At 68.4% G+C, this 25,143-nt stretch carries 27 protein-coding genes; 19 read left to right on the top strand and 8 right to left on the bottom strand.

Annotation, left to right across the window (positions count from 1 at the left end; all coding sequences use genetic code 11):
• Positions 1–272 precede the first annotated feature (272 nt).
• Positions 273–725, bottom strand: a complete 453-nt coding sequence (locus QQA13_RS10610; protein ID WP_108472463.1) for a DUF4442 domain-containing protein — start codon at positions 723–725, stop codon at positions 273–275.
• A 166-nt stretch (positions 726–891) separates the two neighbouring features.
• Positions 892–1,758 carry a thioredoxin gene (trxA, locus tag QQA13_RS10605; RefSeq protein WP_108472464.1) on the bottom strand — a complete coding sequence of 289 codons (867 nt, stop codon included), beginning with the start codon at positions 1,756–1,758 and terminating at the stop codon, positions 892–894.
• A gap of 124 nt (positions 1,759–1,882) precedes the next feature.
• Here trxA and QQA13_RS10600 point away from each other — a divergent pair, with 124 nt between their 5' ends.
• The 8 genes from QQA13_RS10600 (at position 1,883) to nadD (ending at position 10,556) form a co-directional block, all read left to right on the top strand.
• Entirely contained in the window at positions 1,883–2,500 is a 618-nt protein-coding gene (locus QQA13_RS10600) for a paraquat-inducible protein A (protein WP_108472465.1), read from the top strand.
• Positions 2,497–3,150, top strand: coding sequence for a paraquat-inducible protein A (locus tag QQA13_RS10595; RefSeq protein WP_108472466.1), 654 nt, complete (start codon positions 2,497–2,499; stop codon positions 3,148–3,150). The genes QQA13_RS10600 and QQA13_RS10595 overlap by 4 nt, the downstream gene beginning before the upstream one ends.
• Entirely contained in the window at positions 3,143–4,843 is a 1,701-nt protein-coding gene (locus tag QQA13_RS10590) for an intermembrane transport protein PqiB (protein WP_108472467.1), read from the top strand. Before QQA13_RS10595 ends, QQA13_RS10590 begins: the two co-directional genes overlap by 8 nt.
• Positions 4,840–5,466, top strand: coding sequence for a PqiC family protein (locus QQA13_RS10585; protein WP_108472468.1), 627 nt, complete (start codon positions 4,840–4,842; stop codon positions 5,464–5,466). Before QQA13_RS10590 ends, QQA13_RS10585 begins: the two co-directional genes overlap by 4 nt.
• 102 nt (positions 5,467–5,568) lie before the next feature.
• Entirely contained in the window at positions 5,569–8,289 is a 2,721-nt protein-coding gene (gene leuS, locus QQA13_RS10580; protein ID WP_108472469.1) for a leucine--tRNA ligase, read from the top strand.
• 5 nt (positions 8,290–8,294) lie between these two features.
• A complete protein-coding gene (lptE, locus tag QQA13_RS10575) occupies positions 8,295–8,843 on the top strand; it encodes an LPS assembly lipoprotein LptE (protein ID WP_108472470.1) in 549 nt (182 codons plus the stop codon).
• Positions 8,843–9,853, top strand: a complete 1,011-nt coding sequence (gene holA, locus QQA13_RS10570; RefSeq protein WP_108472471.1) for a DNA polymerase III subunit delta — start codon at positions 8,843–8,845, stop codon at positions 9,851–9,853. The genes lptE and holA overlap by 1 nt, the downstream gene beginning before the upstream one ends.
• Positions 9,854–9,899: 46 nt before the next feature.
• Positions 9,900–10,556, top strand: coding sequence for a nicotinate-nucleotide adenylyltransferase (gene nadD / locus QQA13_RS10565; RefSeq protein WP_108472472.1), 657 nt, complete (start codon positions 9,900–9,902; stop codon positions 10,554–10,556).
• Positions 10,557–10,565: 9 nt separating this feature from the next.
• Here nadD and QQA13_RS10560 read toward each other — a convergent pair whose 3' ends face one another.
• Positions 10,566–12,440 (bottom strand): 3'-5' exonuclease, encoded by a 1,875-nt coding sequence (locus QQA13_RS10560; RefSeq protein WP_199909862.1) that lies wholly within the window; start codon positions 12,438–12,440, stop codon positions 10,566–10,568.
• A 76-nt stretch (positions 12,441–12,516) separates the two neighbouring features.
• Positions 12,517–13,440 carry an oxygenase MpaB family protein gene (locus tag QQA13_RS10555; protein WP_108472474.1) on the bottom strand — a complete coding sequence of 308 codons (924 nt, stop codon included), beginning with the start codon at positions 13,438–13,440 and terminating at the stop codon, positions 12,517–12,519.
• Between the two features lie 235 nt (positions 13,441–13,675).
• Between QQA13_RS10555 and QQA13_RS10550 the strand changes: the two genes are divergently transcribed.
• On the top strand, positions 13,676–14,761 hold the full coding sequence (locus tag QQA13_RS10550) for a 3-deoxy-7-phosphoheptulonate synthase (protein ID WP_108472475.1): 1,086 nt from the start codon (positions 13,676–13,678) through the stop codon (positions 14,759–14,761).
• A 1-nt stretch (position 14,762) separates the two neighbouring features.
• On the opposite strand, the gene QQA13_RS10545 is transcribed toward QQA13_RS10550, so the two are convergent.
• Positions 14,763–15,188, bottom strand: coding sequence for an OsmC family protein (locus QQA13_RS10545; protein WP_108472476.1), 426 nt, complete (start codon positions 15,186–15,188; stop codon positions 14,763–14,765).
• Between the two features lie 151 nt (positions 15,189–15,339).
• On the opposite strand from QQA13_RS10545, the gene QQA13_RS10540 reads away from it, so the two are divergent.
• The 7 genes from QQA13_RS10540 to QQA13_RS10510 all read left to right on the top strand — a co-directional run bounded on the left by QQA13_RS10540 (position 15,340) and on the right by QQA13_RS10510 (position 19,645).
• Positions 15,340–15,615 (top strand): GNAT family N-acetyltransferase, encoded by a 276-nt coding sequence (locus tag QQA13_RS10540; protein ID WP_108472477.1) that lies wholly within the window; start codon positions 15,340–15,342, stop codon positions 15,613–15,615.
• An 80-nt stretch (positions 15,616–15,695) separates the two neighbouring features.
• Positions 15,696–16,364: a DUF1345 domain-containing protein gene (locus QQA13_RS10535; RefSeq protein WP_428992344.1), complete on the top strand. Its 669-nt coding sequence runs from the start codon at positions 15,696–15,698 to the stop codon at positions 16,362–16,364.
• Between the two features lie 92 nt (positions 16,365–16,456).
• A complete protein-coding gene (locus tag QQA13_RS10530) occupies positions 16,457–17,524 on the top strand; it encodes an NAD(P)H-dependent flavin oxidoreductase (RefSeq protein ID WP_108472479.1) in 1,068 nt (355 codons plus the stop codon).
• A gap of 106 nt (positions 17,525–17,630) precedes the next feature.
• Positions 17,631–18,017, top strand: a complete 387-nt coding sequence (rsfS, locus tag QQA13_RS10525; RefSeq protein WP_108472480.1) for a ribosome silencing factor — start codon at positions 17,631–17,633, stop codon at positions 18,015–18,017.
• A 108-nt stretch (positions 18,018–18,125) separates the two neighbouring features.
• Complete coding sequence (rlmH, locus tag QQA13_RS10520; RefSeq protein WP_108472481.1) at positions 18,126–18,596, top strand: 23S rRNA (pseudouridine(1915)-N(3))-methyltransferase RlmH; 471 nt, start codon at positions 18,126–18,128, stop codon at positions 18,594–18,596.
• Positions 18,597–18,614: 18 nt separating this feature from the next.
• Positions 18,615–19,064, top strand: coding sequence for a GNAT family N-acetyltransferase (locus QQA13_RS10515; protein WP_108472482.1), 450 nt, complete (start codon positions 18,615–18,617; stop codon positions 19,062–19,064).
• 5 nt (positions 19,065–19,069) lie between these two features.
• Positions 19,070–19,645, top strand: a complete 576-nt coding sequence (locus tag QQA13_RS10510; protein WP_108472483.1) for a Maf family protein — start codon at positions 19,070–19,072, stop codon at positions 19,643–19,645.
• On the opposite strand, the gene QQA13_RS10505 is transcribed toward QQA13_RS10510, so the two are convergent.
• Positions 19,629–20,456, bottom strand: a complete 828-nt coding sequence (locus QQA13_RS10505) for a CPBP family intramembrane glutamic endopeptidase (protein ID WP_108472484.1) — start codon at positions 20,454–20,456, stop codon at positions 19,629–19,631. The genes QQA13_RS10510 and QQA13_RS10505 overlap by 17 nt on opposite strands.
• A 166-nt stretch (positions 20,457–20,622) precedes the next feature.
• Between QQA13_RS10505 and QQA13_RS10500 the strand changes: the two genes are divergently transcribed.
• Entirely contained in the window at positions 20,623–21,399 is a 777-nt protein-coding gene (locus QQA13_RS10500; protein ID WP_108472485.1) for a class I SAM-dependent methyltransferase, read from the top strand.
• Between the two features lie 24 nt (positions 21,400–21,423).
• Here the strand turns inward: QQA13_RS10500 and QQA13_RS10495 are convergent, their stop codons facing one another.
• On the bottom strand, positions 21,424–21,816 hold the full coding sequence (locus QQA13_RS10495; RefSeq protein WP_108472486.1) for an MAPEG family protein: 393 nt from the start codon (positions 21,814–21,816) through the stop codon (positions 21,424–21,426).
• A gap of 126 nt (positions 21,817–21,942) precedes the next feature.
• Between QQA13_RS10495 and ypfJ the strand changes: the two genes are divergently transcribed.
• Together ypfJ and QQA13_RS10485 are read left to right on the top strand one after the other, a co-directional pair.
• A complete protein-coding gene (gene ypfJ / locus QQA13_RS10490) occupies positions 21,943–22,803 on the top strand; it encodes a KPN_02809 family neutral zinc metallopeptidase (RefSeq protein WP_108472487.1) in 861 nt (286 codons plus the stop codon).
• Between the two features lie 165 nt (positions 22,804–22,968).
• Positions 22,969–23,355, top strand: a complete 387-nt coding sequence (locus QQA13_RS10485; RefSeq protein WP_108472488.1) for a YkgJ family cysteine cluster protein — start codon at positions 22,969–22,971, stop codon at positions 23,353–23,355.
• Positions 23,356–23,439: 84 nt separating this feature from the next.
• Here the strand turns inward: QQA13_RS10485 and QQA13_RS10480 are convergent, their stop codons facing one another.
• Complete coding sequence (locus tag QQA13_RS10480) at positions 23,440–25,038, bottom strand: hypothetical protein (protein ID WP_108472489.1); 1,599 nt, start codon at positions 25,036–25,038, stop codon at positions 23,440–23,442.
• Positions 25,039–25,143: the final 105 nt, after the last annotated feature.

Below are 25,143 nucleotides of genomic sequence, written 5' to 3'. Positions count from 1 at the left end.
GTTCGTTGCGGCGATTATGCGGACGGCCGGTGTAGGGGAGGGGTCAAGGGCGCCTTTCTCCCTCCCCTGCTTGTCCCAAAGGGACTTCCTTCGGTCGCAGGGGAGGGCTGGGGTGGGGTGCTCTTGCCGCGCATGGAGCGACCCCCTCACCTGAAGGACTCCCTGCGGTCGCCAACCTCCCCCTGCAAGCAGGGGGAGGAGCAAGGCGCCGGTGTCGGGGATGCTGTGATTTTTTCCGCGCTCGTGCGAATCAGGCGGGGCGCCTTGCGCGATTACCGGGCCTTCGGTTTCAGCCGCACGTAGAGCTGCTTGCGCACGACGGCGATGAGCTTGCCGCCGGCGGTGGTCACCTCGGTCTCGAACCAGCGCAGCACCTTGTCGCCGCCGGCTGCAGCGGCGCGCAGCTCGTCGACCACGCCGGCTTCGAGTTTGAAGTGTGCGTAAACATCCTCGTAGCCGGGCGCGACGAAGTCGATCGTGCCGGCCTTGTCCCACACGTAGTAGTCACGGCCGAGCTGGTGCATCGCCAGCAGCATCCAGAACGGGTCGACCATCGCGAACAGGCTGCCGCCGAACTGGCTCTTCACGTAGTTGCGGTTCCACGGGCGCAGCCGCAGCACCACCTTCGCCTCGGTGTAGTCGTCGCTGATCGACAGCACGCGGATGCCGCTGAACAGGTAGGGTGGCCACAGGTTGAGCAGGCGACGGAAAGTCGATGCGCGCATGCGGGGCTGGTCCAGGCGGGGGAGGGGCGATCATACCCGAACGTACGCGCCAGTATGGATACGCTTTTCGGCAGGGCGGACACTGTCCGCCGCTTTCGTGTTGCCGGAAAGCCGGGGACTGGCGGGCCGTGCCCGCCCTGTGCCACGTCGCGTTCCAGCGGACGGGTCAGAACAGCAGCGAGGCCATCCGTCGGCGGTAGCGGCCGACCAGTTCGGCGTCGTCCAGCGTGGCGAAGGCGGCGAGCAGGCGTTTCCTGGCCTGGCCGTCGTTCCAGTCGCGGGCTTTTTGCAGGATGACGAGGAATTGTTCCAGGCCCGCTTCGGCGTCGCCTTGCAGCAGCAGATGCACGCCGAGCTGGTCGCGGGCGGCCCAGTCGCTGGCGTCGGCCTGCACGCGCTGCTGCAGTTCGGCGATGCCGGGAGCGTCTTGCAGTGCGTGGGCCAGTTCCAGTTCACTGCGCAGGCGCATGGCGCGCGCGTCGGTGGCGAGGTTGGCTGGCAGCGCGGCCAGCTCGGCCTCGGCGGCGGCGACGTTGCCGGCGCGCATCAGTGCCAGCGCCAGGTCGAGTTTCAGTTCGGGCCGGTTCGGTTCAGTGGCGATCGCCTGCTGCAGGCGGTTGATCGCCAGCTCCGGGGTTTCCGCCACGGCCGCTACTTCGGCGGGTTCGGCGGGCGCTTCCAGCGGCTGCACGTGGCGCGACAGGAATTCACGCAGCTGGCCTTCGGGCAGCGCGCCGGTGAAGCCGTCGAGCACCTGGCCGTCCTTGACCAGCACCACGGTGGGAATGCTGCGGATGCCGAACATGCCGGCCAGCTCCTGCTGCGTGTCCACGTCGACCTTGCCCAGCCGGAACGCGCCGTGGTACTCGGCGGCGAGTTTTTCCAGCATCGGGCCGAGCGTCTTGCACGGCTCGCACCAGGTCGCCCAGAAATCCACCAGCACCGGCGTGGTCAGCGAGGCCTGCAGCACGTCGGCTTCGAAGGTCTGCTGGTCCACGTCGAAGACAGGGGAAACGGCGGCGGCATCGGTCACGGGAAACTCCAGCTCGGCAGGTGCCGGTTCAGATCAGGGTCGCGGCGCAGCATATCAAGCGGCGCGTTCACGATAGATTTGCGAGAATCCGCGGATCGTCACGCCGAAGCAAGGCACCGGCTGCATGCGCATGGGTTCACCTGAAACGCTGTTGATCTGCGAGCAATGCGATACGGTCTATCGCCGGCGCACGCTGGCGCGCGGCGACGTGGCGACGTGCGCGCGCTGCCAGGCGGAGCTGGAGCGCCATCACGCGCTGGGCGTGAACGCGATGCTGGCGCTGATCCTGACCGCGATGATCGTGTTCGTGCAGGCCAACATGTGGCCGATCGTGACGCTGGGCCTGAGCGGCCAGCAGAGCAGCACCACGTTGTGGGGCGTGATCATCGCGATGTGGCAGGAGCAGGCCAAGGTGGTGTCGGTGCTGGTGGCCGCCACGCTGTTCTTCTTTCCGCTGCTGAAGATGCTGCTGCTGGGCTGGCTGCTGTGGTTCGCCCGGGCCGGGCGGCGCGCGCCGGGCTTCGTGCGGCTGATGGTGGCGCTGTACCGGCTTGGACCGTGGACGATGAGCGAGGTGTTCGTGCTCGGTGCGCTGGTGGCGATCGTCAAGGCGCATACCTATTTCGACGTGACGCCGGACCCGGGCATCTACGCCTACGCGGCGCTGACCCTGCTGATCACCATCTTCGCCGGGGTGGACCTGCGCCAGCTGTGGGACGACGTGCCGGAGTCGACCGCGTGAGCGCCCTGCCGCGCGCCGCCGAGTTGGGCCTGATCGCCTGCACGGTGTGCGGGCTGGTGTGCCGCAACGTGCCCGGCGACCCGCAGCTGGACGGCGACGGCGTGGACGACGCGATGGCCTGCCCGCGCTGCGGCAGCACGTTGCGCCGGCGCAAGCCGGACAGCTACCGCCGCACCTGGGCGCTGCTGATCGCCGCGTTCCTCCTGTACATCCCGGCCAACGTGCTGCCGATCATGCGCACCGCCAGCCTCAACGACGTGGACGACAACACCATCATCAGCGGCGTGGTGGAATTGTGGGTGAAGGGCTCGCCGAACCTGGCGGTGATCGTGTTCACCGCCAGCATCGTGGTGCCGGTGCTGAAGTTCCTCGCGCTGGGCACCTTGCTGGTGAGCAGCCAGCAAGGCAGCGGCTGGGCGCGGCCGCAACGTGCAAGACTCTATCGACTGGTCGAGCTGATCGGCTACTGGTCGATGCTGGACGTGTTCGTGGTGGCGTTGCTGACCGCGCTGGTGCGTTTCAGCGTGCTGAGCCTGGTGGAGCCGTTGCCCGGCGTGATCTTCTTCGGCCTGACCGTGGTGCTGACCATGCTGGCCTCGATGAGTTTCGACCCCCGCCTGATCTGGGATGGCAAGGATTCTGATGACTGACGACAAGCCCATCGAACAAGGCCCGCCGGGCGGCGGCGAACTGCCGCGGCCGGTGGTGAAGCGGCGCCGCTTCAATGCCTCGCTGATCTGGCTGATCCCGGCGCTGGCGGCGCTGGTCGGGCTGTCGCTGGTGATCAACAACTGGCTGCAGGCCGGCCCGCAGATCACCATCAGCTTCCAGAGCGCCGAGGGCCTGGACGCCGGCAAGACCCCGGTGAAGTACAAGAACGTGGTGATCGGACGGGTCAACAAGATCCACCTGAGCGGCGACCGCAGCCACGTGCTGGTCAACGTGGCGCTGGAGAAGAGCGCCGAGGGCTTCGCCACCAAAGACACCCGCTTCTGGGTGGTGCGTCCGCGGATCGGGCTGGGCGGCGTGTCCGGCATCGACACCCTGTTGTCGGGCGCCTTCATCGGCGCCGACGTGGGCGATTCGAACGACTACGAGGATGAGTTCAAGGGGCTGGAGCTGCCGCCGGCGGTGAACCATGGCGCGCCGGGGCGCAGCTTCATCCTGCACAGCGACGACCTCGGCTCGCTCGATATTGGCTCGCCGGTGTACTACCGGCGCATCCAGGTTGGCCGGGTGGCGTCCTATCAGCTGGACCAGGACGGCAAGGGCGTCTCGCTGCACATCTTCGTCGACGGTCCGAACGACAAGTTCGTCACCCGCTCGTCGCGCTTCTGGAACGCCAGCGGCGTGGACGTGTCGATCGGCGCGAACGGGCTGAAGCTCAACACGCAGTCGCTGGCCACCGTGCTGGCCGGTGGCGTGGCGTTCCAGGACCCGCCCGGGCCGCACGACAGCACGCCGGCGCCGGAGGACAACGAGTACAAACTGTTCGGCGACCAGACCGCCGCGATGGCGCCGCCGGACGGCACGCCGCACTACATCCGCATGCGCTTCGAGCAGTCGGTGCGCGGGCTGGCAGTGGACGCACCGGTGGAGTTCCTCGGCATCAACATCGGCAAGGTGGTGTCGGTGCGGCTGGACTACGACGAGCAGAAGCAGCGTTTCCCGGTGCTGGTCGGCGCGGTGGTTTATCCGCAGCGCCTGGGCGCCGCCTACGACAAGCTGGAGGCGCTGGCCAAGGCGCACGGCGAGAATCCCGACCTGTCGCAGATGATCGGCCGCCTGGTCGAGCACGGCCTGCGTGCGCAGGCGCGCACCGGCAACCTGCTCACCGGCCAGTTGTACGTGGCGCTGGACTTCATCCCGAAGACGCCGAAGGTGGCGTTCGACCCGGCCGCGAAACCGCTGACCATCCCGACCGTGACCGGCAGCTTCGACAAGCTGCAGGAGCAGATGGCCGGGATTGTCGACAAGCTCGACAAGGTGCCGTTCGACAGCATCGGGCGCAACCTGGACCAGAGCCTGGCCGGGCTCAGCCGCACGCTGAAGCAGGTCAACGGCCAGACCCTGCCGGCGCTCAACGACACCCTGCACGGCGTACAGCAGACCATGGGCACGGCGAACGAGGCACTGGCCGGCGACTCACCGTTGCAGCAGAACCTGGGCGCCACGCTGGAACAGCTGCAGCGCATGGCGCGCTCGCTGCGCGTGCTGACCGATTACCTGGGCGGCCATCCGGAGGCGCTGATCCGCGGCCGCCGCCCGGACGCGAAGCCGGCCGACACGAAACCCGTCACCACGCCCACGGCGACTCAGCCAGTGCAAGGGAGCAAGCCATGATCCGAAGCGGAAGGCATCTGGTGGGCGTGGCGGCCGGTCTGCTGCTGGCAGCCTGCGCTTCGGCGCCGTTGCACTACTACACGTTGGTGGCACCGGCTGACTCGTCAGCCAGCGGACTGGTGGCGCCGGCATCGACCGCGCCGTCGCTGCCGTTCGAACTGCTGCCGGTCGGCGTGCCGGCGCAGGTCGACCAGCCGCAACTGGTGGTGCGCGAAGGCGGGCAGGGCGTGGCCCTGCTCGGCAGCGAACGCTGGATCGCCCCGCTCGGCGACGAGCTGCGCAGCGCGCTGTCGGCCGACCTGGCGCGCGAGCTGGGAAGCCAGGACGTCAGCGGCCTGCCCGGCAACGGCAAGCTGCTGCTGCGGATCAAGCTGGACCTGCGCCGGTTCGATTCCGCACCCGGCAGCTACGCCTTGATCGAGGCGGCCTGGAGTGTGCGCCTGCTGCATGGCGCCCGGCCCGCCACGCTGGCCTGCACCAGCCAGGTCAGCGAAACGGTGGGGCCGGGTTATCCCGCCCTGGTGCAGGGCCACCAGCGTGCGGTCGCCCGGCTGGCGGCGCAGATCGCCACCGCGGCGCGGGCGCTGGGCGCTGGCCAGACGCCGGCCTGCCCGTCGGGCTGACGGTTGCAGGCTTGGCGCCCGGCCTGCGCTGGGCTAGTCTGATCAGTTCACTGCAGCCGGCTTGGGCCGGCTCGCACCAACCGCAACAACGGCATCGGAATCATGCAGGACATTCAAGCCCCGACCTCCCCCGAACAGGATGACGCTGCCTATCGCCCGCAGGCCGTGGAAGCCGCCGCGCAGCAGTACTGGAACGCGCAGCGCGCCTATGAGGTGAAAGAGGACGCCGCGCGGCCGAAGTTCTATTGCCTGTCGATGCTGCCGTACCCGTCCGGTGCGCTGCACATGGGCCACGTGCGCAACTACACCATCGGCGACGTGATCAGCCGCTATCAGCGCATGAACGGCAAGAACGTGCTGCAGCCGATGGGCTGGGACGCGTTCGGCCTGCCGGCGGAGAACGCCGCGATCAAGAACCACACCGCGCCGGCGAAGTGGACCTACGCGAACATCGAGCACATGCGCAGCCAGCTGAAGTCGCTGGGCTACGCGATCGACTGGAGCCGCGAGTTCGCCACCTGCCGGCCGGACTACTACCGCTGGGAGCAGCTGATGTTCACCCGGCTGCTGAAGAAAGGCCTGGCCTACCGCAAGAACGCGGTGGTGAACTGGGACCCGGTCGACCACACCGTGCTGGCCAACGAGCAGGTCGTCGATGGCCGCGGCTGGCGTTCCGGTGCGGTGGTGGAGAAACGCGAGATCCCGCAGTGGTTCCTGAAGATCACCGACTACGCGCAAGAGCTGCTGGACGGACTGGACACGCTGCCGGGCTGGCCCGACGCGGTGAAGACCATGCAGCGCAACTGGCTGGGCCGCAGCGAGGGCCTGGACATCCACTTTGCGGTGGAAGGCGAGGCTGAGCCGCTGACCGTGTTCACCACGCGCCCTGACACCTTGATGGGCGTCACCTTCGTCTCCATCGCCGGCGAGCATCCGCTGGCGCACAAGGCGGCGCAGGGCAACCCGCAACTGGCGGCGTTCCTCGACGAGCTGAAGCACGGCGGCGTGTCCGAGGCTGAGCTCGAGACCCAGGACAAGCGCGGCATGGCCACCGGCCTGTACGCGATTCACCCGGTCAGCGGCGAGCGCGTGCCGGTGTGGGTCGCCAACTTCGTACTGATGGGCTACGGCACCGGCGCGGTGATGGCGGTGCCTGGCCATGACGAGCGCGATTTCGAGTTCGCGCACAAGTACGGCCTGCCGATCAAACAGGTGATCGCCGCCGGCGACGAGAGTTACGACGCGGCGGCCTGGCAGGACTGGTATTCGGACAAGACCCGTGCCGACATGCGCGTGGTGAACTCCGGCGCGATGGACGGCAAGGACTACCGCGCCGCCTTCGACTACATCGCCGGCGTGCTCGAGGCGGCCGGCAAGGGCCAGCGCCGCGTGAACTGGCGCCTGCGTGACTGGGGCGTCAGCCGCCAGCGCTACTGGGGTTGCCCGATCCCGGTGATCTACTGTGCCAAATGCGAGGCGGTGCCGGTGCCGGAAGACCAGTTGCCGGTGGTGCTGCCCGAAGACGTGGCGTTCTCGGGCGTGCAGTCGCCGATCAAGTCCGATCCCGAGTGGCGCAAGACCACCTGCCCACAGTGCGGCGGCCCGGCCGAGCGCGAGACCGACACCTTCGACACCTTCATGGAGTCCAGCTGGTACTACGCGCGCTACACCAGCCCCGGTGCGAACGCGCAGATCGACGAGCGCGCGAACTACTGGCTGCCGGTCGACCAGTACATCGGCGGCATCGAACACGCGATCATGCACCTGCTGTATTTCCGCTTCTATCACAAGCTGCTGCGCGACGCGGGTATGGTGCATTCGGACGAGCCGGCGCGGAACCTGCTGTGCCAGGGCATGGTGATCGCCGAGACGTTCTACCGCGACAACGCCGACGGTTCGAAGGACTGGATCAACCCGGCCAGTGTGGAGATCCGGCGCGACGACAAGGCGCGCGTGATCGGCGCGCTGCTCAAGGCCGACGGCCAGCCGGTGAAGATCGGCGGCACCGAGAAGATGTCCAAGTCGAAGAACAACGGCATCGACCCGCAGACCATGGTGGACAAGTACGGCGCCGACACCGTGCGCCTGTTCTCGATGTTTGCCGCGCCACCGGAGCAGTCGCTGGAGTGGAGCGAGGCCGGCGTCGAGGGCATGGCGCGCTTCCTCAAGCGGCTGTGGCGCGAAGTGACCACGCACGCGGCGGGACCCGACCACAAAGCCGTGGCCGCAGGCCACTCCGCCTCCCTTCCCCTGCCAGCAGGGGAAGGTGCCGCAGGCGGAAAGGGTGACGCCGCAGGCGTCATCGATCCGACCACGCTGAACGCGGGCCAGAAGGCCCTGCGCCGCCAGCTGCACGAGACCATCCAGAAGGTCAGCGACGACTTCGGCCGGCGCCACGCGTTCAACACTGCGATCGCTGCGCTGATGGAACTCTTGAACGCGCTGGGCAAGTTCAACGACTCGAGCGAGCAGGGCCGCGCCGTACGCCACGAGGCGCTGGAGGCGATGGTGCTGCTGCTCAACCCGGTGGTGCCGCATGTCAGTCACGCCCTGTGGCAGCTGCTCGGCCATGCCGAGATCGTGCTGGAGGACCAGCCGTGGCCGCAGGTGGATCAGTCGGCGCTGGTACGCGACACGCTGACCCTGGCGGTGCAGATCAACGGCAAGTTGCGCGCTACCATCGAGGTCGCCGCCAACGCCTCGAAGGAAGCAACCGAGGCGCTGGCGCTGGCCCAGCCGCAGGTGGCGCACTTCCTGGAAGGCATGACGGTGCGCAAGGTCATCGTGGTACCCGGCAAGATCGTCAACATCGTCGCAGGATGAAATCCATGAGCTTCTTGAAAGCGCGCCGCCTGTTCCAAGCCTCGCTGCTGCTGGCCACGGCGCTTGCACTAAGCGCCTGCGGTTTCCACCTGCGCGAGAACGTAACCCTGCCGCCGGCGATGCAGCGAGTGCATCTCAGCGTCAACGGCGGTGGCGAGCTCGAACGCCACCTGGCCCGTGCGCTGCAGACGTCCGGCGTCACCATCGAGGACGACAGCGGCGCGGGCATCGCCGAGCTGCGCGTGCCGGTGGCGGCCTTCAGCACCGAGACGCTGAGTGCCGGCGGCTACGTGCGCATCACCGAGTATGCGGTGCGCTACCAGGTGCAGTTCGACGTGCTCGATCCGGCCGGGCAGGTGCTGGTGCCGCACCAGCGCATCGACATGTCGCGCGAGTACAGCTACGACGCGACCAACACGGTCGGCAACGCCTCGCAGGTGGAGGAGATCCAGCGCAGCCTCAACGACGACATGGTGCAGGCGATCCTGTTCCGCCTGCAGGCCGCCGGCAAACATGAGCTGGCCGCACCGGCAAGCGCTGCCAGCACGCACTGATGCCGCTCAGTCCCGGCCAATGGCAGAAGGCGCTGGCGGCGGACAGCCTGCAGCCGGTCTACTTGCTGGCCGGCGAGCAACTGCTGGTGCTGGAAGCCGCCGATGCGCTGCGCGCGCAGGCGCGCAAGCTGGGCTACAGCGAGCGTGAGGTGCTCGAGGTCGGCCAGCATTTCGACTGGAACGACCTGGCCCGTGCGGCGGCCGGCATGTCGCTGTTCGCCACCCGCCGGCTGATCGACCTGCGCCTGCCCACCGGCCGCCCCGGCATCGACGGCGCCAAGGCGATCGGCGCGTTCTGCGCTGATCCGCCGCCGGACGTCACCTTGCTGGTCACCGCGATGGAGTGGAGCAACAAGCACGACGGCGCCTGGAGCAGGAAGCTGGACGCCAGCGGCACCATGGTGGTGTTCAACTCGCCGCGGCCGGATCAGTGGGGCGCATGGCTCGGCGCACGGCTCGCCTCGCGTGGCCTGTCCGCCACGCCCGATGCGGTGGCGCTGCTGGCCGAGCGCGTGGAAGGCAACCTGCTGGCCGCGGCGCAGGAGGTCGACAAGCTCGTCGTGCTGCACGGTGAGGGCCGCATCGACGCCACCGAGATGGAGAACCTGGTCGCCGACAGCGCGCGCTACGACGTGTTCAAGCTCACCGATGCCGCCTTTGCCGGCGACGGCGCGCGTGCGCTGCGCGTCCTCGCCGGGCTGCGTTCCGAGGGCGACGAACTGCTGGCGCTGATGGGCTGGCTGGTCAATCAATTGCAGCTGGCGCTGCGCCTGGCCAATGCGCCGGATTTTACCGCGCAGGCCAAGGCCGAGCACCTGTGGGACAGCCGCGCGCAGCAGTTCCGCCAGGCGCTGCGCCGCGCGCCGCGCGAGCACTGGCTGCAATGCCTGGCCCGCGCCGCGCGCATCGACCGCATGGTCAAGGGCCGCGAGCAGGGCAACCCGTGGCAGGAAGCCGAACGGCTGATCGCCGCCATCGCCGAACCACGCGCCGCCCGCGCGCTCGCCTGATTGCGCCCTCCCCTGCGTGCAGGGGAGGGCTGGGGAGGGGTAGCTCTTGCCACACACTGCAAACAAACCACTGGCACTGTTCGGCGGCACCTTCGACCCGGTGCACCTGGGCCACCTCAGCGTGGCGTGGGAAGCGGCCGAACTGCTCGACGCCGAGGTGCGCCTGCTGCCGGCCAGCGTGCCGCCGCACCGTGCGCCGCCGATCGCATCGGCGGCGCAGCGGGTGGCGATCCTGCGTGCCGCGCTGCAGGGCCAGTCGCGGCTCACGCTCGACACGCGCGAACTGGATCGCGCCGGCCCGTCGTACACCATCGACACCCTATACGAGCTGCGCGCGGAGCAGGGCGGGCGCCCGCTGGTGCTGCTGCTCGGCGCCGATGCATTCGCCGGCCTCGCCAGCTGGCATCGCTGGCGCGAGCTGTTCGAGGCGGCGCACATCGGCGTGCTGAGCCGACCCGGGGTTGCCGCCAGCTTGCCGGATGAGCTGGAGCGCGAAGTGGCCGGCCGCCGCATCGCCGACGCCGCGGAGCTGCGTGCATGGCCCGCCGGCAAGGTGATCGAGCTGGCGGTGACGCCGCTGGAAATCTCCGCCACCCGCATCCGTGAGCTGCTCGCCACCGGCCGCGACCCGCGCTACCTGCTGCCGGCGGGGTTGTTCGACGATCCGGCGCTGCTGGCGCCGTACCGGAACCCGGCCGCGTAGAAACCGCGCTCAGCCGCCGGCCAGCTGCGCGGAGACCTCGTTGATCGAATCGCGGATGCGCTTGGAGAACACCGAGTCGAGGTGATGGATCAGCAGCAGGTGTTCGGTGGCGCGGGTCATCGCCACGTAGAGCAGGCGCGCTTCGTCGGACTCGTTCTGGCCTTCCTTGGGCATGCCACCGATGCCGGGGATGATCACGAACGGGAATTCCAGCCCCTTGCTGGAGTGCATGGTGACCAGCTTGACGCTGTCCTCGACCACGAACAGGGTGTGCTTGCCGGTGTTGTCGGCGAGCCGGCTGGGGATGTCCAACTGCTTGAGTACCTCGTGCAGCTTTTCGCCTTCCCACTGGTTGCGGTAGATCACCGCCATCGCGGAATACGGACGGCCATGCGCGTGCTCGTCGCGCAGCCGTGCAATCAGCACGTCCATCTGCGCGCGCGCGGTGTCGGTGCGCACCAGCTCGGGCACGGCGCCGCGGCGGCCGGCGCTTTCCGGCGCGATCAGCGGCACGCCGTCGCCGTCGGCCTCGTCGAGGCGCGAGGCGAGCAGGTCCTGCGCGAAGGTGCGTGCGACCGAGAGGATTTCCAGCGTGTTGCGGTAGTTGAGCTTGAGGATGGTGGTGCGGCCCTGCGCCTGTACGCCGAGGCTCTTCCAGCTGATCTTGCGGCGGTTCGGGTTGCCGTAGATGTTCTGCGCGTCGTCGTACAGCACCAGCAGCGAATTGGTTTCCGGATCGATCATCTGCACGATCAGCTTGTACCAGTCCGGCTCGAAGTCGTGGCCTTCGTCGACCAGCACCGCGCCGTACTGGGCGCGCGGAATCTGGCCGCGGTCCACGCCGGCGATCACTGCCGGCGGCAGCGCGTCGGCAAAAGCCTTGCCGCTGCCGGGCGGCAGCGGCTCGTGGTACGCCACCAGCATCTTGCGGCACCACTTGTGGAAGTTGTAGACCTGCACTTTCTCGCCCAGGCCGCGTTCGCCGATGAGTTGCTCCAGCCGCGCGGCCAGCGTCTTGTTGTAGCAGAGCACCAGAATGGGTTTTCCCAGTTCACGTGCCAGCTGCATCGCGCGGAAGCCGAGGATCATCGTCTTGCCGGAGCCGGCGACGCCGTGGATGATCCGGTGCTCATCGCCGATCGAGCGCGCCAGCTGTTCCTGCTGCGAGTCCATCACCTTGACCAGGTCGGGAATCTCCAGCGGCCGCACCGCGGCGTCGCTGGGGCCGAACAGGCCGAATTGGCCGCTGCCGGCCTCGACCCGCAACTCGGGGAACAGGTGCCAGCGCACGCGGTCGATCTGCGGCAAGGTCAGCGCCACCGGAAACACCTGCGGGAACATCGCCCATAGCCGCTCCTGGAATGCTTCGGCGTCGACCGTCTCGTACAGCTCGTCGCGGCAGATCACCAGGTGCTCGGGCAGCACTTCACCCAGCGCGCCTTCGTCGAATTGCTTGCGCGTGATGTTGGCCAGCACCACGCCCCACGCCCACGGCATGATCAGTTTGCCGGCGTGGCGGGAGCCTTCCGGATGACGCAGTGCCGGATCGCGCTCCAGCACCACGCCGATCTCCAGCGCATACGCGCGCGCCTGCAGCAGCGGGCTGTTCTCCTTCACCAGGCCGCGCTCGGTGACCAGGGTGAACTGGGTACTGTCGGCGTGGCGGATGGTGTCGGCCTTCCAGTCCTTCACCTCCAGCACCAGCAGGCCGCGGCGCGGGTGGAACACCACGAAATCCGGATGGCGCTGCTTCAGCCCGACCGGCACGTCGTACCACAGCAGGTAGTCGTCTTCGAGCTTCTGTTCCAGCCGTTCGGAGACGCGTTTCTCGCCGCCGGTCATGCGCGGCAGGCAGCTGTTGCGGGTTGGGATGAGTGTTGCCACAGGCGCCCCCGGCTGACGTTACCGGGTGACGTTAGCCGATAGGGGGACGCTGTCAATGCTGGTTGACGGGGCGGAGCTACGCCCAGCGCGACAACTGCTCCGGCGCCACGTCCATGCGCCGGCAGGCACGGCTGGCGATGCCGTCCTTCAGGGCGACACGGAATACCGGCGCGATCGACCACAGCGCGTGCGCTGCCAGCCGCGCCTGGCGCCGTTGCCATGGCGTGTGGCCCAGCATCGCCACGGCCCAGTCCGGCAGCAGGGCGTGGCCGGCGAACAGGAACAGGTCGCGCGACAGCCCGGCCGCCGGCACCGGCAGGCGCACCTGCGCCAGCAAGCCGAGCACCACGCGCGAGCGTTCGGTGTACGCCAGTTCGGGCTGGATGCGCCGGAAGTAGTCGGCGACTTCGCATTCGGACGCGGGCACGTCGCGTGCCCCCAGCGCTTCGGCAATCCGCCGCACTTCGCCGTAGTAGCGGTCGGCCGCCCCGGGCGGCAGCGCGATGTGGCTGTAGCGGCGGTAGCCGTGCAGGAAGCAGTACGCCTCGCTGACGTGGACCCAGGTCAGCAGGTCGGGATCATTGGCGCTGTACGGGCGCCCGTCCTCGCCGTGGCCGGTGATGTGGTCATGGATCTGCCGCACGTGCGCGATCAGCGCCTCGGCCTGGGCGCGCGGCGCATAGGTGGTGCCGCCCACGAAGGCGGTGGTGCGGCGCAGCCGGCCGAGAAGGTCGCCGCGGAAGTTGGAGTGGTTCCACACCCCGGCCAGTGCCAGCGGGTGCAGCGTCTGCAGGGTCAGCGCGGCGAGGCCGCCGGCCAGCATGCCGGGGAAGTCCGAATGCACGCGCCAGGTCGCGCTGTGCGGCCCGAACAGGCCGGGATCGCCGTGCGGATGGTCGTAGTCGAGGCCGCCGGTATCAGGGCGCGGAAAGGCCTTGAGCACCCAGCGGCGGACCGGTTCGCGGGCGGGACGGGTCAGCAGGTCGAGGGGCGAAGGCATGCCGCCAGTCTAGCGTTTCGTTGGTCGAGAGTTTGATTTGGACGTCCATTGTGTTATCAATGGCGTCATGTATTCCGCCACCGCCCGCCTGTATTTCTGGTTTTACGGCTACCCGAAGCCAACGGCGGCGGCGCGGACGCGATCGTTTTGAACTGATCGAAAGAACCACACCGAACCGCCACCCCAGGGCGGTTTTTTTATGGCCGCCACCTGAAAATCCTCCAGGAGAGCCGCCATGCACGCCACCGACGACCTGCGCATCCGCGCCATCACCCGCCTCGGCACACCGGCCGAGGTCATGCGCGACTGCGCCGTCACCGACGCGGCGATGGCCACGGTCGATGCCTCGCGACGGGCGCTGCACGGCATCCTCGCCGGCAACGACGACCGTCTCGCGGTGGTGATCGGGCCGTGCTCGATCCACGACACCCGCGCCGCGCTGGAATACGCCGGCCGGCTGGCGCCGTTGCGCCGCGAGCTGGGCGACGCGCTGGAGATCGTGATGCGGGTGTACTTCGAGAAGCCGCGTACCACGGTGGGCTGGAAGGGGCTGATCAACGATCCCGACCTGGACGGCAGCTTCCAGATCGACAAGGGCCTGCGCATCGCCCGCGGCCTGCTGCGCGACATCAACGCATTGGGCGTGCCGGCCGGTTGCGAGTTCCTCGACATGATCACGCCGCAGTACATCGCCGACCTGGTGGCGTGGGGCGCGATCGGTGCGCGCACCACCGAAAGCCAGGTGCATCGCGAGCTGGCTTCGGGGCTGTCCTGCCCGGTCGGTTTCAAGAACGGCACCGACGGCAACGTGAAGATCGCGGTGGATGCGGTGCAGGCCGCGTCGCAGCCGCACCATTTCATGGCGGTGACCAAGGACGGCCAGGCCGCCATCGCCGCCACCAGCGGCAACGGTGACTGCCATGTGATCCTGCGCGGCGGCAAGCTGCCGAACTACGACGCGACCAGCGTCGACGCCGCCTGCGCCGCGATCGGCAAGGCCGGCCTGGCCGATCGGGTGATGATCGACGTCAGCCACGCCAACAGCGGCAAGAACCCGGAGAACCAGCCGCGGGTGGTCGAGGATATCGCCGCGCGGATCGCCGCCGGCGAGCGGCGCATCCTCGGCGTGATGGTGGAAAGCCACCTGCTCGGCGGCCGCCAGGAGCTGCAGCCCGGCCAGCCGCTGCGCTACGGCCAGAGCATCACCGACGGCTGCATCGACTGGGACAGCTCGGTGCAGGTGCTGCGGCGGCTGGCGCAGGCGGTGCAACAGCGGCGCCAGGCCGCTGCAACCATGCGCCGCACGGAGGTTGCTGCCTGAGTCAGCTTTCCAGCCGGGCGTCCAGCGTGATCGTGGCCTTCAGCACCTTGGACACCGGGCAGCCCAGCTTGGTCGCCTGCGCGATGTTGTCGAACGTAGCCGCGTCGATGCGCGGAACCCTGGCCCGGCAAGTCAGTGCGACCGCCGTGATGCTGAAACCGTCACCGTCCTTGAGCAGGGTCACCGTCGCGCTGGTATCGATGCCGTCGGCGGTGAAGCCGGCGTTGCCCAGCCCCAGCGACAGCGCCATCGAGTAGCAGCCGGCGTGCGCTGCCGCGATCAGTTCCTCCGGACTGGTGCCCGGGCCGTTCTCGAAGCGCGACTTGAAGCCGTACGGCGCCTCGCGCAGCACGCCGGTGTCGGTCGACATCGTGCCCCGGCCCTCCGTGATGCTGCCGGACCAATGCGCGGATGCGGATTTCTTCATGGGCTTCTCCCGATGGACAGCGACGGACAGGCGGTCACTATGCCGGGGCGTTCATGCAGGTGGCGCGAATGGATCGGATGCCGGGCTTCACGCGGGGTTGCCTTGCGCAGACCGTATGCTTGCAGTTTGCCTTCAACGTTCCGGAGTTCGCATGTCCTTGGTCATCGAGCATGATCGCGCGGCACATCGCTTCGAGACGCAGGTGGACGGCGTTCGCTGCAATCTTGACTACACCCTGGTGTCCGGCGTGATGACGATCACCCACACCGGGGTGCCGGCGGCCGTCGGCGGACGCGGTATCGCAGCGGCGCTGGTGCAGGCCGCGTTCACCGCGGCACGTGGCGAAGGCTGGAAGGTGGCGTCGGCCTGTTCGTATGCCAGCGTGTGGATACAGCGACACCCGGAGCAACGCGATCTGCTTGCCTGAAACTCCCGCTATGATCGCGGCGTTGCCGACGCCGATGGCCGCGTCGCAGGGAGGCTGGTGTGAGTAGCGACGAAGCAGGTGTGACGACCCAATCGAAGAAGCGCCGCTGGCGGCCGTTCCACTATGTGAGAGCACGCCCGCGGATGGTCGTCTCGCTGCTCATCTTCCTGGTGACCAGTGCGCTACTGGTGACCATGAAATTGCGGCTGGCCACGGCGATCCTGCTGGCATTCGACCTTGCCGCGGTGGTGTTCCTGAGCATCCTGGCGCGCCTGTTCAACAAGGCCTCGACCACCCACATGCGCAGCCAGGCGAAAGCGCAGGATACCGGGCGCTGGGGCATCCTGTGGAGCGGCATCGTGCTGTCGACCGTGGTGCTGGTGGCGCTGGGCAGCGAACTGCATGCAGCGAAGGTCGGCGGCGTGCTGGCTCTGGCGGTGGGTGCAACCAGCGTGGTGCTGAGCTGGCTGTTCCTCAACACCATGTTCGCGATGCACTACGCGCACGGTTTCTACGGCGACTTCGGCGACAAGCACACCGGGCTGGAGTTCCCCGGTACCGAACAGCCGGACTACTGGGACTTCGTCTATTTCGCGATCGTGATCGGCATGTGCTTCCAGGTGTCCGACGTGCAGATCACCAGCCGCTATCTGCGTCGTGTGGTGCTGCTGCACAGCGTGATCGCGTTCTTCTTCAACGTGTTCATCATCGCGATCACGGTGAACATCGTGGCCGGGCAGGGCGGCTGAACCACGCCGGGTAACCGCCGGCTGGCCGGCGGCTTTTGCCGCGTGCCACGGAGGTGGATACTTGGCCCGTTTCCGCTGCGGGTCGCCATGCCATGGACACGTCGTTCACCAGAGGGCTCGGCATCGAGCATCCGCTGATCCAGGCCCCGATGTCCGGTTCGACGCCGCCGGCATTGGTGGCGGCCGTGTCGAACGCGGGTGCCCTGGGCGCACTCGGCGCCGGTTACCTGGAGCCGCAGGCGATCCTCGACCAGGCAGCGCAGATCCGCGCGCTCGGCGATCGGCCGTATGCGATCGGCCTGTTCGTGCTGCCGGACGAATTCGCAGCCGACATGGCGGCGGTGGCGAAGGCGCGCGAGCAGCTCGACGCGCTGATGGCGCGCGAAGGCCTCGCCGTGCGCACCAGCCTGCCGTCGCGCTGGGCGCCGCGCTTCTCCGATCAGTTCGCCGCGCTGTGCGAGGCGCGCCCGGCGGTGGCGATCTTCGCGTTCGGGGTGATCAGCCCGGCGCAACTGCACGAGCTGCGCCGACGCGACATCCATGTGATCGGCACCGCCACCACGGTGGCCGAGGCGCGCGCCTGGGCCGAGGCCGGTGCCGATGCGGTGTCCATGCAGGGCGCCGAGGCCGGCGGCCATCGCGGCAGTTTCCTGCACGAGGCCGAGGACGCGATGATCGGCCTGTTCGCGCTGCTGCCGCTGGCCGCACGCGCGGTCGACATTCCGGTGATCGCCGCCGGCGGCATCATGGACGGTCGCGGCATGCTGGCGGCGGAAGTGCTCGGCGCGGCGGCCAGCCAGCTCGGCACCGCCTTCCTCACCTGCCCGGAGTGCTCGGCCGCCGAGGCATGGAAGCGGGACCTGCCACGGGTCGAGGAACACCAGGTAACCACCATCCGCGGCTTCTCCGGGCGCGCCGCCCGCGGCCTGCGCAACCGCTTCGTCGAGGCGATGCCCGAGGCGGCGCAGGGCCTGCCGTATCCGGTGCTGAATGCACTGACCGCACCGTTGCGGCGCGCCGCCGCCGAAGCCGGCCGCGGCGACCTGCTGTCCGAATGGTGCGGCCAGGCCGCCGCGCTGGTGCGCCCGCAGCCGGCCGCCGAGCTGGTGGCGCGGCTGATGCACGAATACCGGCTGGCCAGGCGCACGCTGGCGCATTGAACGACCGCGCCGGGGCCGCCTGGCGTCTTGACGTGCCGTTGCGCTGGGGCGGTTATACTGCGCCCGCGCCATTTTGCGCTGCGATCCCGCATCGAGGCCCGCCCTCTTGAGCACAGCCCGTAGCAACAAGGCCGTCACCACGGCCACCCTGCGCAAGTCGGTCATCGACGCGCTCGAAGAACTGAAGGCCAAGGACGTGCGCGAGATCGACGTCCGCGGCAAGACCTCCATCGCCGACCTGCTGGTGATCGCCTCCGGCACCTCGGCCCGCCACGTCAAATCCATTGCCGACGAAGTGGGCAAGTTCGCCAAGAAGGCGGGCGTGATGCCGCTGGGCGTGGAAGGCGAGACCGAAGGCGAGTGGGTGCTGGTCGACCTGGGCGACGTGATCGTCCACGTGATGCTGCCGCGCATTCGCGAGTTCTATGGCCTGGAGCGGCTGTGGACGGTGGGTGACCACGGGCAGGAAATCGACGCTGCGCAAGCTGGCTGAGCTTCTTGTACCAGCGATATCGCAAGCGTGGCCCTCACCTCAATCCTCTCCCGGCGGGAGAGGAAGCGAACGTGGCGCTTCGCGCGTTTTACCTGATACGAGCTGGGCATGCGCGCGCGCCTGATCGCGGTCGGTGAACGCATGCCCGGCTGGGTGGCGGAAGGCTTTGCCGAATACCGCAAGCGGCTGTCGCACGAGCTGCCGCTGGAACTGATAGAACTGAAACCCGGCAATCGCGGCAAGGGCCGCGACGATGCGCGGGCGATCCAGGACGAGGGCAGCGCGATTCTCGCGGCGTTGCCACCCGATACCCACGTGGTCGCACTCGATGGACGCGGCAGGAGCTGGTCCAGCGAGGAACTGGCCGAACAACTGACGAAGTGGCGCATGGCCGGGCGCGACCTGGCGTTCCTCATCGGTGGCCCCGACGGCCATGCGTCCGAGGTACTGGCGCGCGCCGACCAGCGTTGGTCGCTGGGTCCGCTGACCCTGCCGCACATGCTGGTGCGGCTGGTGCTGGCCGAGCAGCTGTACCGCGCCACCACGATCGTGGCTGGCCATCCGTATCATCGTGCCTGACCTCCAGCGGAGCCCACCATGCCCTTCCAGATCCGGCAAGCCACCATTCTCGATCTCGACACGCTGGCGCCGCTGTTCGACGGCTATCGCCAGTTCTACGGCCAGCCAGCGGATCTCGCGCGGGCGCGGGATTTCCTGGCGGAGCGTTTCCATCACCGCGAGTCGCTGATCCTGCTGGCGCTGGACGAGCACGGCGCGGGGCTGGGTTTCACCCAGCTATATCCGCTGTTCTCCTCGGTGCGCACCGTGCGCACCTGGCTGCTCAATGATCTGTTCGTGGCCGCGCCGGCGCGACGGCAAGGCGTGGCGGCGGCGCTGCTGCGGGCGGCGGCGGAGCATGCGCATGCACTGGGTGCGGCCAGCCTGTCGCTGTCCACCGCGCTGGACAATGCGCCGGCGCAGGCGCTGTACGAATCGCTGGGCTGGCAGCGCGACCGCCAGTTCTGCGAATACAGCCTGACGCTGTGACGCCAGTGCTTTACCTCGCTTCGCAATCGCCGCGTCGGCGCCAGTTGCTGGAACAGCTCGGCGTGGATTTCGCCGTGCTCGACGTCGACGTGCCCGAGCGGCGCGCGCCGGGCGAATCGCCGCGGGACTACGTGAGCCGGGTGGCGCGCGACAAGGCACGCGCCGGCCTCGCTGCGCTGGCGCACACGGGCGACGCGCGGGTGCTCGGCGCGGATACCGAAGTAGTGCTGGACGACGAGGTGTTTGGCAAGCCGCGCAATGCCGCCGACGCGGCGGCAATGTTGCGCCGGCTGTCGGGCCGCACGCATGCGGTGATCTCGGCGGTGTGGCTGGTCGGCGCGCTAGACGAGCAGTGCGAGGTGTGCGTGTCGCAGGTGCGTTTTGCCACACTGGACGAGCCGGCCATCGCTGCCTACGTCGCTACCGGCGAGCCGTTCGGCAAGGCTGGCGGGTATGCGATCCAGGGTCGCGGTGCGGCGATGGTCGCGCACCGCGACGGCAGCTATTCCGGGGTGATGGGTTTGCCGCTGTTCGAGACCGCGCGCTTGCTGCGGCATGGCGGGATCAGCCCGGCGGGTTGACCGCCACGAACCAGGCGGCGACGGCCAGCAGGTTGTTGACGCCGTGTGCCAGCACCGCCGGCCAGATCGAGCCCGAACGCAGCCGCAACCCGGCCAGCAACAGCGCCAGCAGGATCAGGTTCGGCAGCGCGTACCACTGGTATTGCAGCCCCGGCAGGTGGACCAGTGCGAACAGCAGCGAGCTGCCGGCCACTGCCCAGCCGACGTGCACGCGCTTCATCAGCGCCGACAACAACACGCCGCGGAACAGCAGTTCCTCCACCAGCGGCCCCACGCACACCACCACCAGAACCAGCGGCAGGCGCAAGCCCGGCGGAGTATTGCCACCGATCTGCCGGATGTCCTGGGTCACCGTGTGGCCGTGGGCCAGCCACTGGGTCAGCACGGCGCCCAGGAATGGCGCCGCCAGTCCGGCCGCCACCGCCAGCGCGAAGAACAGCAGCTGGCGCGGCGGCGCGAAGCCGAAACCCGGCGGCTGCGCCAGCGACCACAGCGCCGGCCAGGTGCGGCGTGCCAGCCACAGGGTCAGTGGCGCGGCCACGCCGAGCGAGAGGATCGCCAGCAGCGCCTGCATTGCGGGCTGCCCCAGCGTCGTGCGGATCGCCGTGTCGATGTCTGGCCCGGCGTGGCGGAAAGCGGCCATTGCACTGATGGTCGACGCGAACACGATGCTCACGGCGAACTGCAGCGCGAAGTAGGCGGCGATGATTCCCGCGCTGGCACGCAGGCCGGGCGCGGGGTTGCCTGGATTCGGTGGGGGCACCGTGTCTGGAGGCGACAGCGGAGGAACCTCGGTGCTGCTGACTTCCATGCGGTAACCATGCCTGTGGCGGAAGAACGGCGGAGTGTGCGCCTCCACGCTAGTGTCTCGCGGGCCGGCCGTGCAACCCTGCCGACCGGCAGGGCCGTGCCACAATCACTTGCAGCGCAAGGTCGTCCCGGTAACATCGCCTGCACGCGACCACGGGGGAGTGTCGATGGCCATCGATTTCGGCAGGACAGCCAGTGATTACGCGCGCCATCGAGCGGGGTTTCCGGACGCCTTCTTCGAACGTCTGATCGCCGACGGCAGCGTGCACCGGGGCGACGCGGTGCTCGACCTGGGCACCGGCACCGGCACGGTCGCCCGTGGCCTGGCCGTGCGTGGCTGCGAGGTGACCGGGCTGGACCATTCCGCGCCGCTGCTGGCGCAGGCCGCGGAGATGGACCGGGCCGCCGGCGTGCAGGTGACGCAAGTGCGCGCGCGGGTCGAGAACGCCGAGTTCGCCGCCGCCTCGTTCGACGCGATCACCGCCGGCCAGTGCTGGCACTGGTTCGACCGGCCGCGCACGGCGGCGCTGGTGCGCAAGTGGTTGCGCCCGGGTGGACGGCTGCTGATCGCGCATTTCGACTGGGTGCCGCTGGCCGGCAACATGGTGCAGGACACCGAGCGGCTGATCCTCGCCTATAACCCGGGCTGGACACTGCACAGCGGCAGCGGCCTGTACCCGGCGTGGCTGAAGGACGTGGCCGAGGTCGGCTTCATTGACCTGCGCACGTACTCGTTCGACCTGGACGTGCCGTACAGCCACGTGGACTGGCGCGGCCGCATCCGTGCCAGCGCCGGCATCGGCGCCACGCTGGACGAGGCGAAGGTGATGCGCTTCGACGCCGAGCTGGCCGACATGCTGGCGGCCCACCACGCGACCGAGCCGATGGCGGTGCCGCATCGCGTATGGGTAGTGAGCGCGATGGCTCCCGGCCTGCTGGCCTGAGAGCCTCGAACAGGCGCCGAACGCTCAGCCGGCCAGCAGGGCCCGGCCCACGCCGATGCAGGCCAGCACCAGCAGCGCGGCCCAGCCGAGCATGCCGACCATGTAGCCGGGGCCGCGTTTGGCGGGATCCCGCAGGTAGGCCAGCGCGTACCACACGCGGCCGACGATCCAGACCAGCCCCGCCACGCCGGCCCAGCCGCTGAAGCCGTAGCTCGCCGCCAGCCACAGCGTGGGCAGGAACATCACCGTGCTTTCCAGCGTATTCATCTGCACCCGGTAGGCGCGCTCGAACGCGGGGTGCCCGCTGGTGGCCGGCGCCTTGATGGCGTACTTGCCGCGGGCGTGGCCGACGGCCCACATGGTGCCGAACAGCAGCAGCACGGTGAGCAGGGTGACCAGGGCGGGCAGGTGGGTCATGCTGGAATCCTCACAAAAGGTCACCCACTTTAGCGGCAGTGGGCGCCGTGGCGTGATCCCGGTCGACGCGTTATCTTCGCCACGCGCGCATTCGGGGCGTGTGCATCAGTCAATGAGGGGATTCCTATGGATTGGCGGAAAGGCGGCAGCAGCAGCAATGTCGAGGTCGACAGCGGTGGCGGCGGTGGTCCGCGTTTTGGTGGTGGCGGCCGCATGGGCCTGGGCGGCCTGATCGTGCTGGCGCTGCTGGGCTGGATCTTCTTCAAGAATCCGCTGGCGCTGCTGGACCAGAGCGGTGGCCTGCCGGGCACGCCGACACAAAGCGGGCAGCCCGCCCAGGTCGATCCCGAACAGCAGGCCTTCGTCAGTGCGGTCCTGCATTCGACCGAGCAGAGCTGGGGCGAGATCTTCCAGGCGCGCGGTGCGACCTATGTCGAGCCCAAGCTGCACCTGTTCAGCGGCGGCGTGGCCACGGCCTGCGGCGGCGCCACCACGGCGGTGGGGCCGTTCTACTGTCCGGGCGACCAGAAGGTGTACCTGGACCTGGCGTTCTTCCAGCAACTGCAGGACGAGCTGCACTCCTCCGGCGATTTCGCCCGTGCCTACGTGATCGCGCACGAAGTGGGCCACCACGTGCAGAAGCTCACCGGGGTGTTCGACAAGGTCCGCCAGCTGCAGCAGCGCGGCGTGCCGATGGACGGCGCCGATGGTCTGTCGGTGCGGCAGGAACTGCAGGCGGATTGCTACGCCGGCATATGGGCCAACCACAGCCAGAGGGACCTGAACTGGTTGCAGCCGGGCGACATCGAGTCGGCGCTGAACGCAGCCAGCCACATCGGCGACGATGCCCTGCAACAGCAGGCGCAGGGCCGGGTGCGCCCGGACACGTTCACCCACGGCACCTCGGCGCAGCGGGTGAAGTGGTTCAAGGCCGGCTTCGACAGCGGCGACATGGCCCAGTGCGATACCTTCGCCGGCGAACCATGAGATCCCAGGCAGGCAGCTGCAAGGCGACTGCCTGCCTGCAAAGTCGCGCCCCTGCCTGCAGGGAAGGGTAGGCGGGGGCAGCTCCGGCTTTTCAAGCTGCGCTAGCGCTGCCCGCTGCTCTAGAATCTGCCTCCTGCGCGCCCTGGGGCGCCCCCGGTCGCTTCGATGGAACATCCCTGCCTGCGTTGCGGTGCCTGCTGCGCGTACTTTCGCGTGGCATTTCATTGGTCGGAAGCGGAAGCCTTCCTCGGCGGCAGCGTACCGCCCGAGTTGACCGAGAAGCTTGATCCGCACCGGCTGGCGATGCGCGGCACCAACGCCGCGCAGCCGCGCTGTGTGGCGCTGCAAGGCACGGTGGGTGTAGCGGCGCATTGCGGTATCTATCCGCAGCGGCCGTCGGTGTGCCGTGAGGTGCAGCCGTCGTGGGAGTTCGGCACGGTCAGTCCGCAGTGCGACAAGGCACGCCTCGCGCACGGCCTGCCGGTGCTGACGCCGGAGGACTGGCTCGACCCGTTCGACGCCGGCGAGCCGCCACTGCCGCAGAGCGCCTGAGCGCGCTGCCGCATCTGTAACTGCAGGAGAGGGATGCCCGCCACCGCGATCGGTGACGGGCATGCTGGATACCCGGGAACCTGTTTATAGGCAGCCCGGGAACTTGAACGACGCAATGCGCGTGTTCCAGTTGAACGAGCCGGTGTTCTTCAGGTATTCGGTGGTGTACCAGAACGTGCAGTCGTCGACCGGGTCAACCGTCATCGCGCTGTAATCGCCCCAGCGCGACAGGTTGTTGCCGCTCTGCGATCCGGTGCCTTCGATGATGCTGTTCTCGGCCTCCAGCGTGTTCAGTGGGTCGCCGACCAGGCGGCCGGTGTAGCGGATCGCCGGGTGGATGGAACTGTCCGAGACGCTGTAGCCGAGCGCCAGGTTGCCCTGCTTGTCCATCGCCACCGAGCCCATCCAGCGATAACTGGTGTCCGGCGAGAAAGTGGATTGCTGGTAGACCACCGGCGAACCGGCAGGATTGCGGATCTCGTACCAGCGCACGCCGGTATACGGGTTCTTGCGCGAGGTGCCGACCTGCACCGAATGGTTGACCACCAGTGACTCGTGATCGCCGAAGTTGCGGTAGGCCAGTCGGAACATCAGGCGATCGCCCAGCGAGTCCAGCTTTTGCCGCGTACCGTACTGCGGGATGCAGCTGCCGCCGCGGCAGGCAGTGGCGAAAGCAGCCACCGGAATGTTGAGCGGACCGCTCAGCGAGGTGTTGGCGCTGTTCGCCCAGTCCACATGGAATTTCCACAGGTTCAGCGCATTGCTGGTGAAGTTCAGCATGTAGTTCGGCGCGCCGGCCGGTGGCGCGGTGGCGCCATCGAGGTCCGCCGGCAGCACGCCGCCGTAGCTGGTGGACAACTGGAAGCACTGCTGGGTGGCCGCGGCGCCGCTCAGCATCGCGCTGCGGTCATAGGCGCACAGCTTCGCGCCAGCGAACGTGTTGCCGCTGAACATGTTGAACGTTTCGTAATAGCCATCCGGCCAGACGCCCATCTTCGGATAGTCGGGAAAGACGCTGCCGTAGGAGAAGGCATAGCGGTAGTACGCGCCGGTGGCGTCACTGGTGGCCGACACGGCCACGCACTGATAGTACGGCGTGGCGCTGACGGCGAACTGCGAGACGACCCAGCGGTTGGCGGCCTTGTCGTAGACCACCACGGCATCGCCGTCGTTGTCGGCCTCGCAGGGGCCGCCGAAGCCGGACCACAGGGTGTTGCTCTGCACCGGACCGTAGACCACCGCCTTGCTGGCCTTGTCGAACACCGCGAAGCCGGTGTTGACGATCTGCACGTACTGGGTGGCGCCTACCGCGCCGTTGGTGTCCGGCGGGGCACTGTTGACGCTGAAGGTGCCCTGCGGGCCGCTGAAGCCCTGGCCGACGCCTTCGAAACCGGCGCCCAGCGCGGGTGCAAACGCCCCGGTGACGCTGTGTTGCAAGGCGCCGTCGGTCTGGTTGCCCGGAGCCAGCGGCGGCAGCGGATGCAGCGGGTGAATGCGGGGACTCTTGGAGAAATCTTCCGGGCGCGGCATGGTGCCGCGCAGGGAGCGCAAGGTGTCGTGTTTCACGGCAGGCGTCACTTCCACTTTCGGCGCCGCGTTTTCGGCGAAGGCCTGGTTGCTTGTCGCCAGACCGAAAACGGCGCCCAGCGCGATGCTCAAGGCGGTCAAGTTTCGTGATGACATGGGTTCCCCTCCACGAGGTAACGGCATGGGAAAGGATCGGCGCGTGCGACTGGCGTTGCACAGCTTTGGTGGCCAGGCACGACAGGGATCCGATGACCGTTCCAC

Source organism: Rhodanobacter thiooxydans (assembly GCF_030291135.1).
GTDB classification, from domain to species: domain Bacteria; phylum Pseudomonadota; class Gammaproteobacteria; order Xanthomonadales; family Rhodanobacteraceae; genus Rhodanobacter; species Rhodanobacter thiooxydans_A.
The sequence above is the reverse complement of the archived record's forward strand: the minus strand, read 5'-3'. Positions and strand labels throughout refer to the sequence as shown.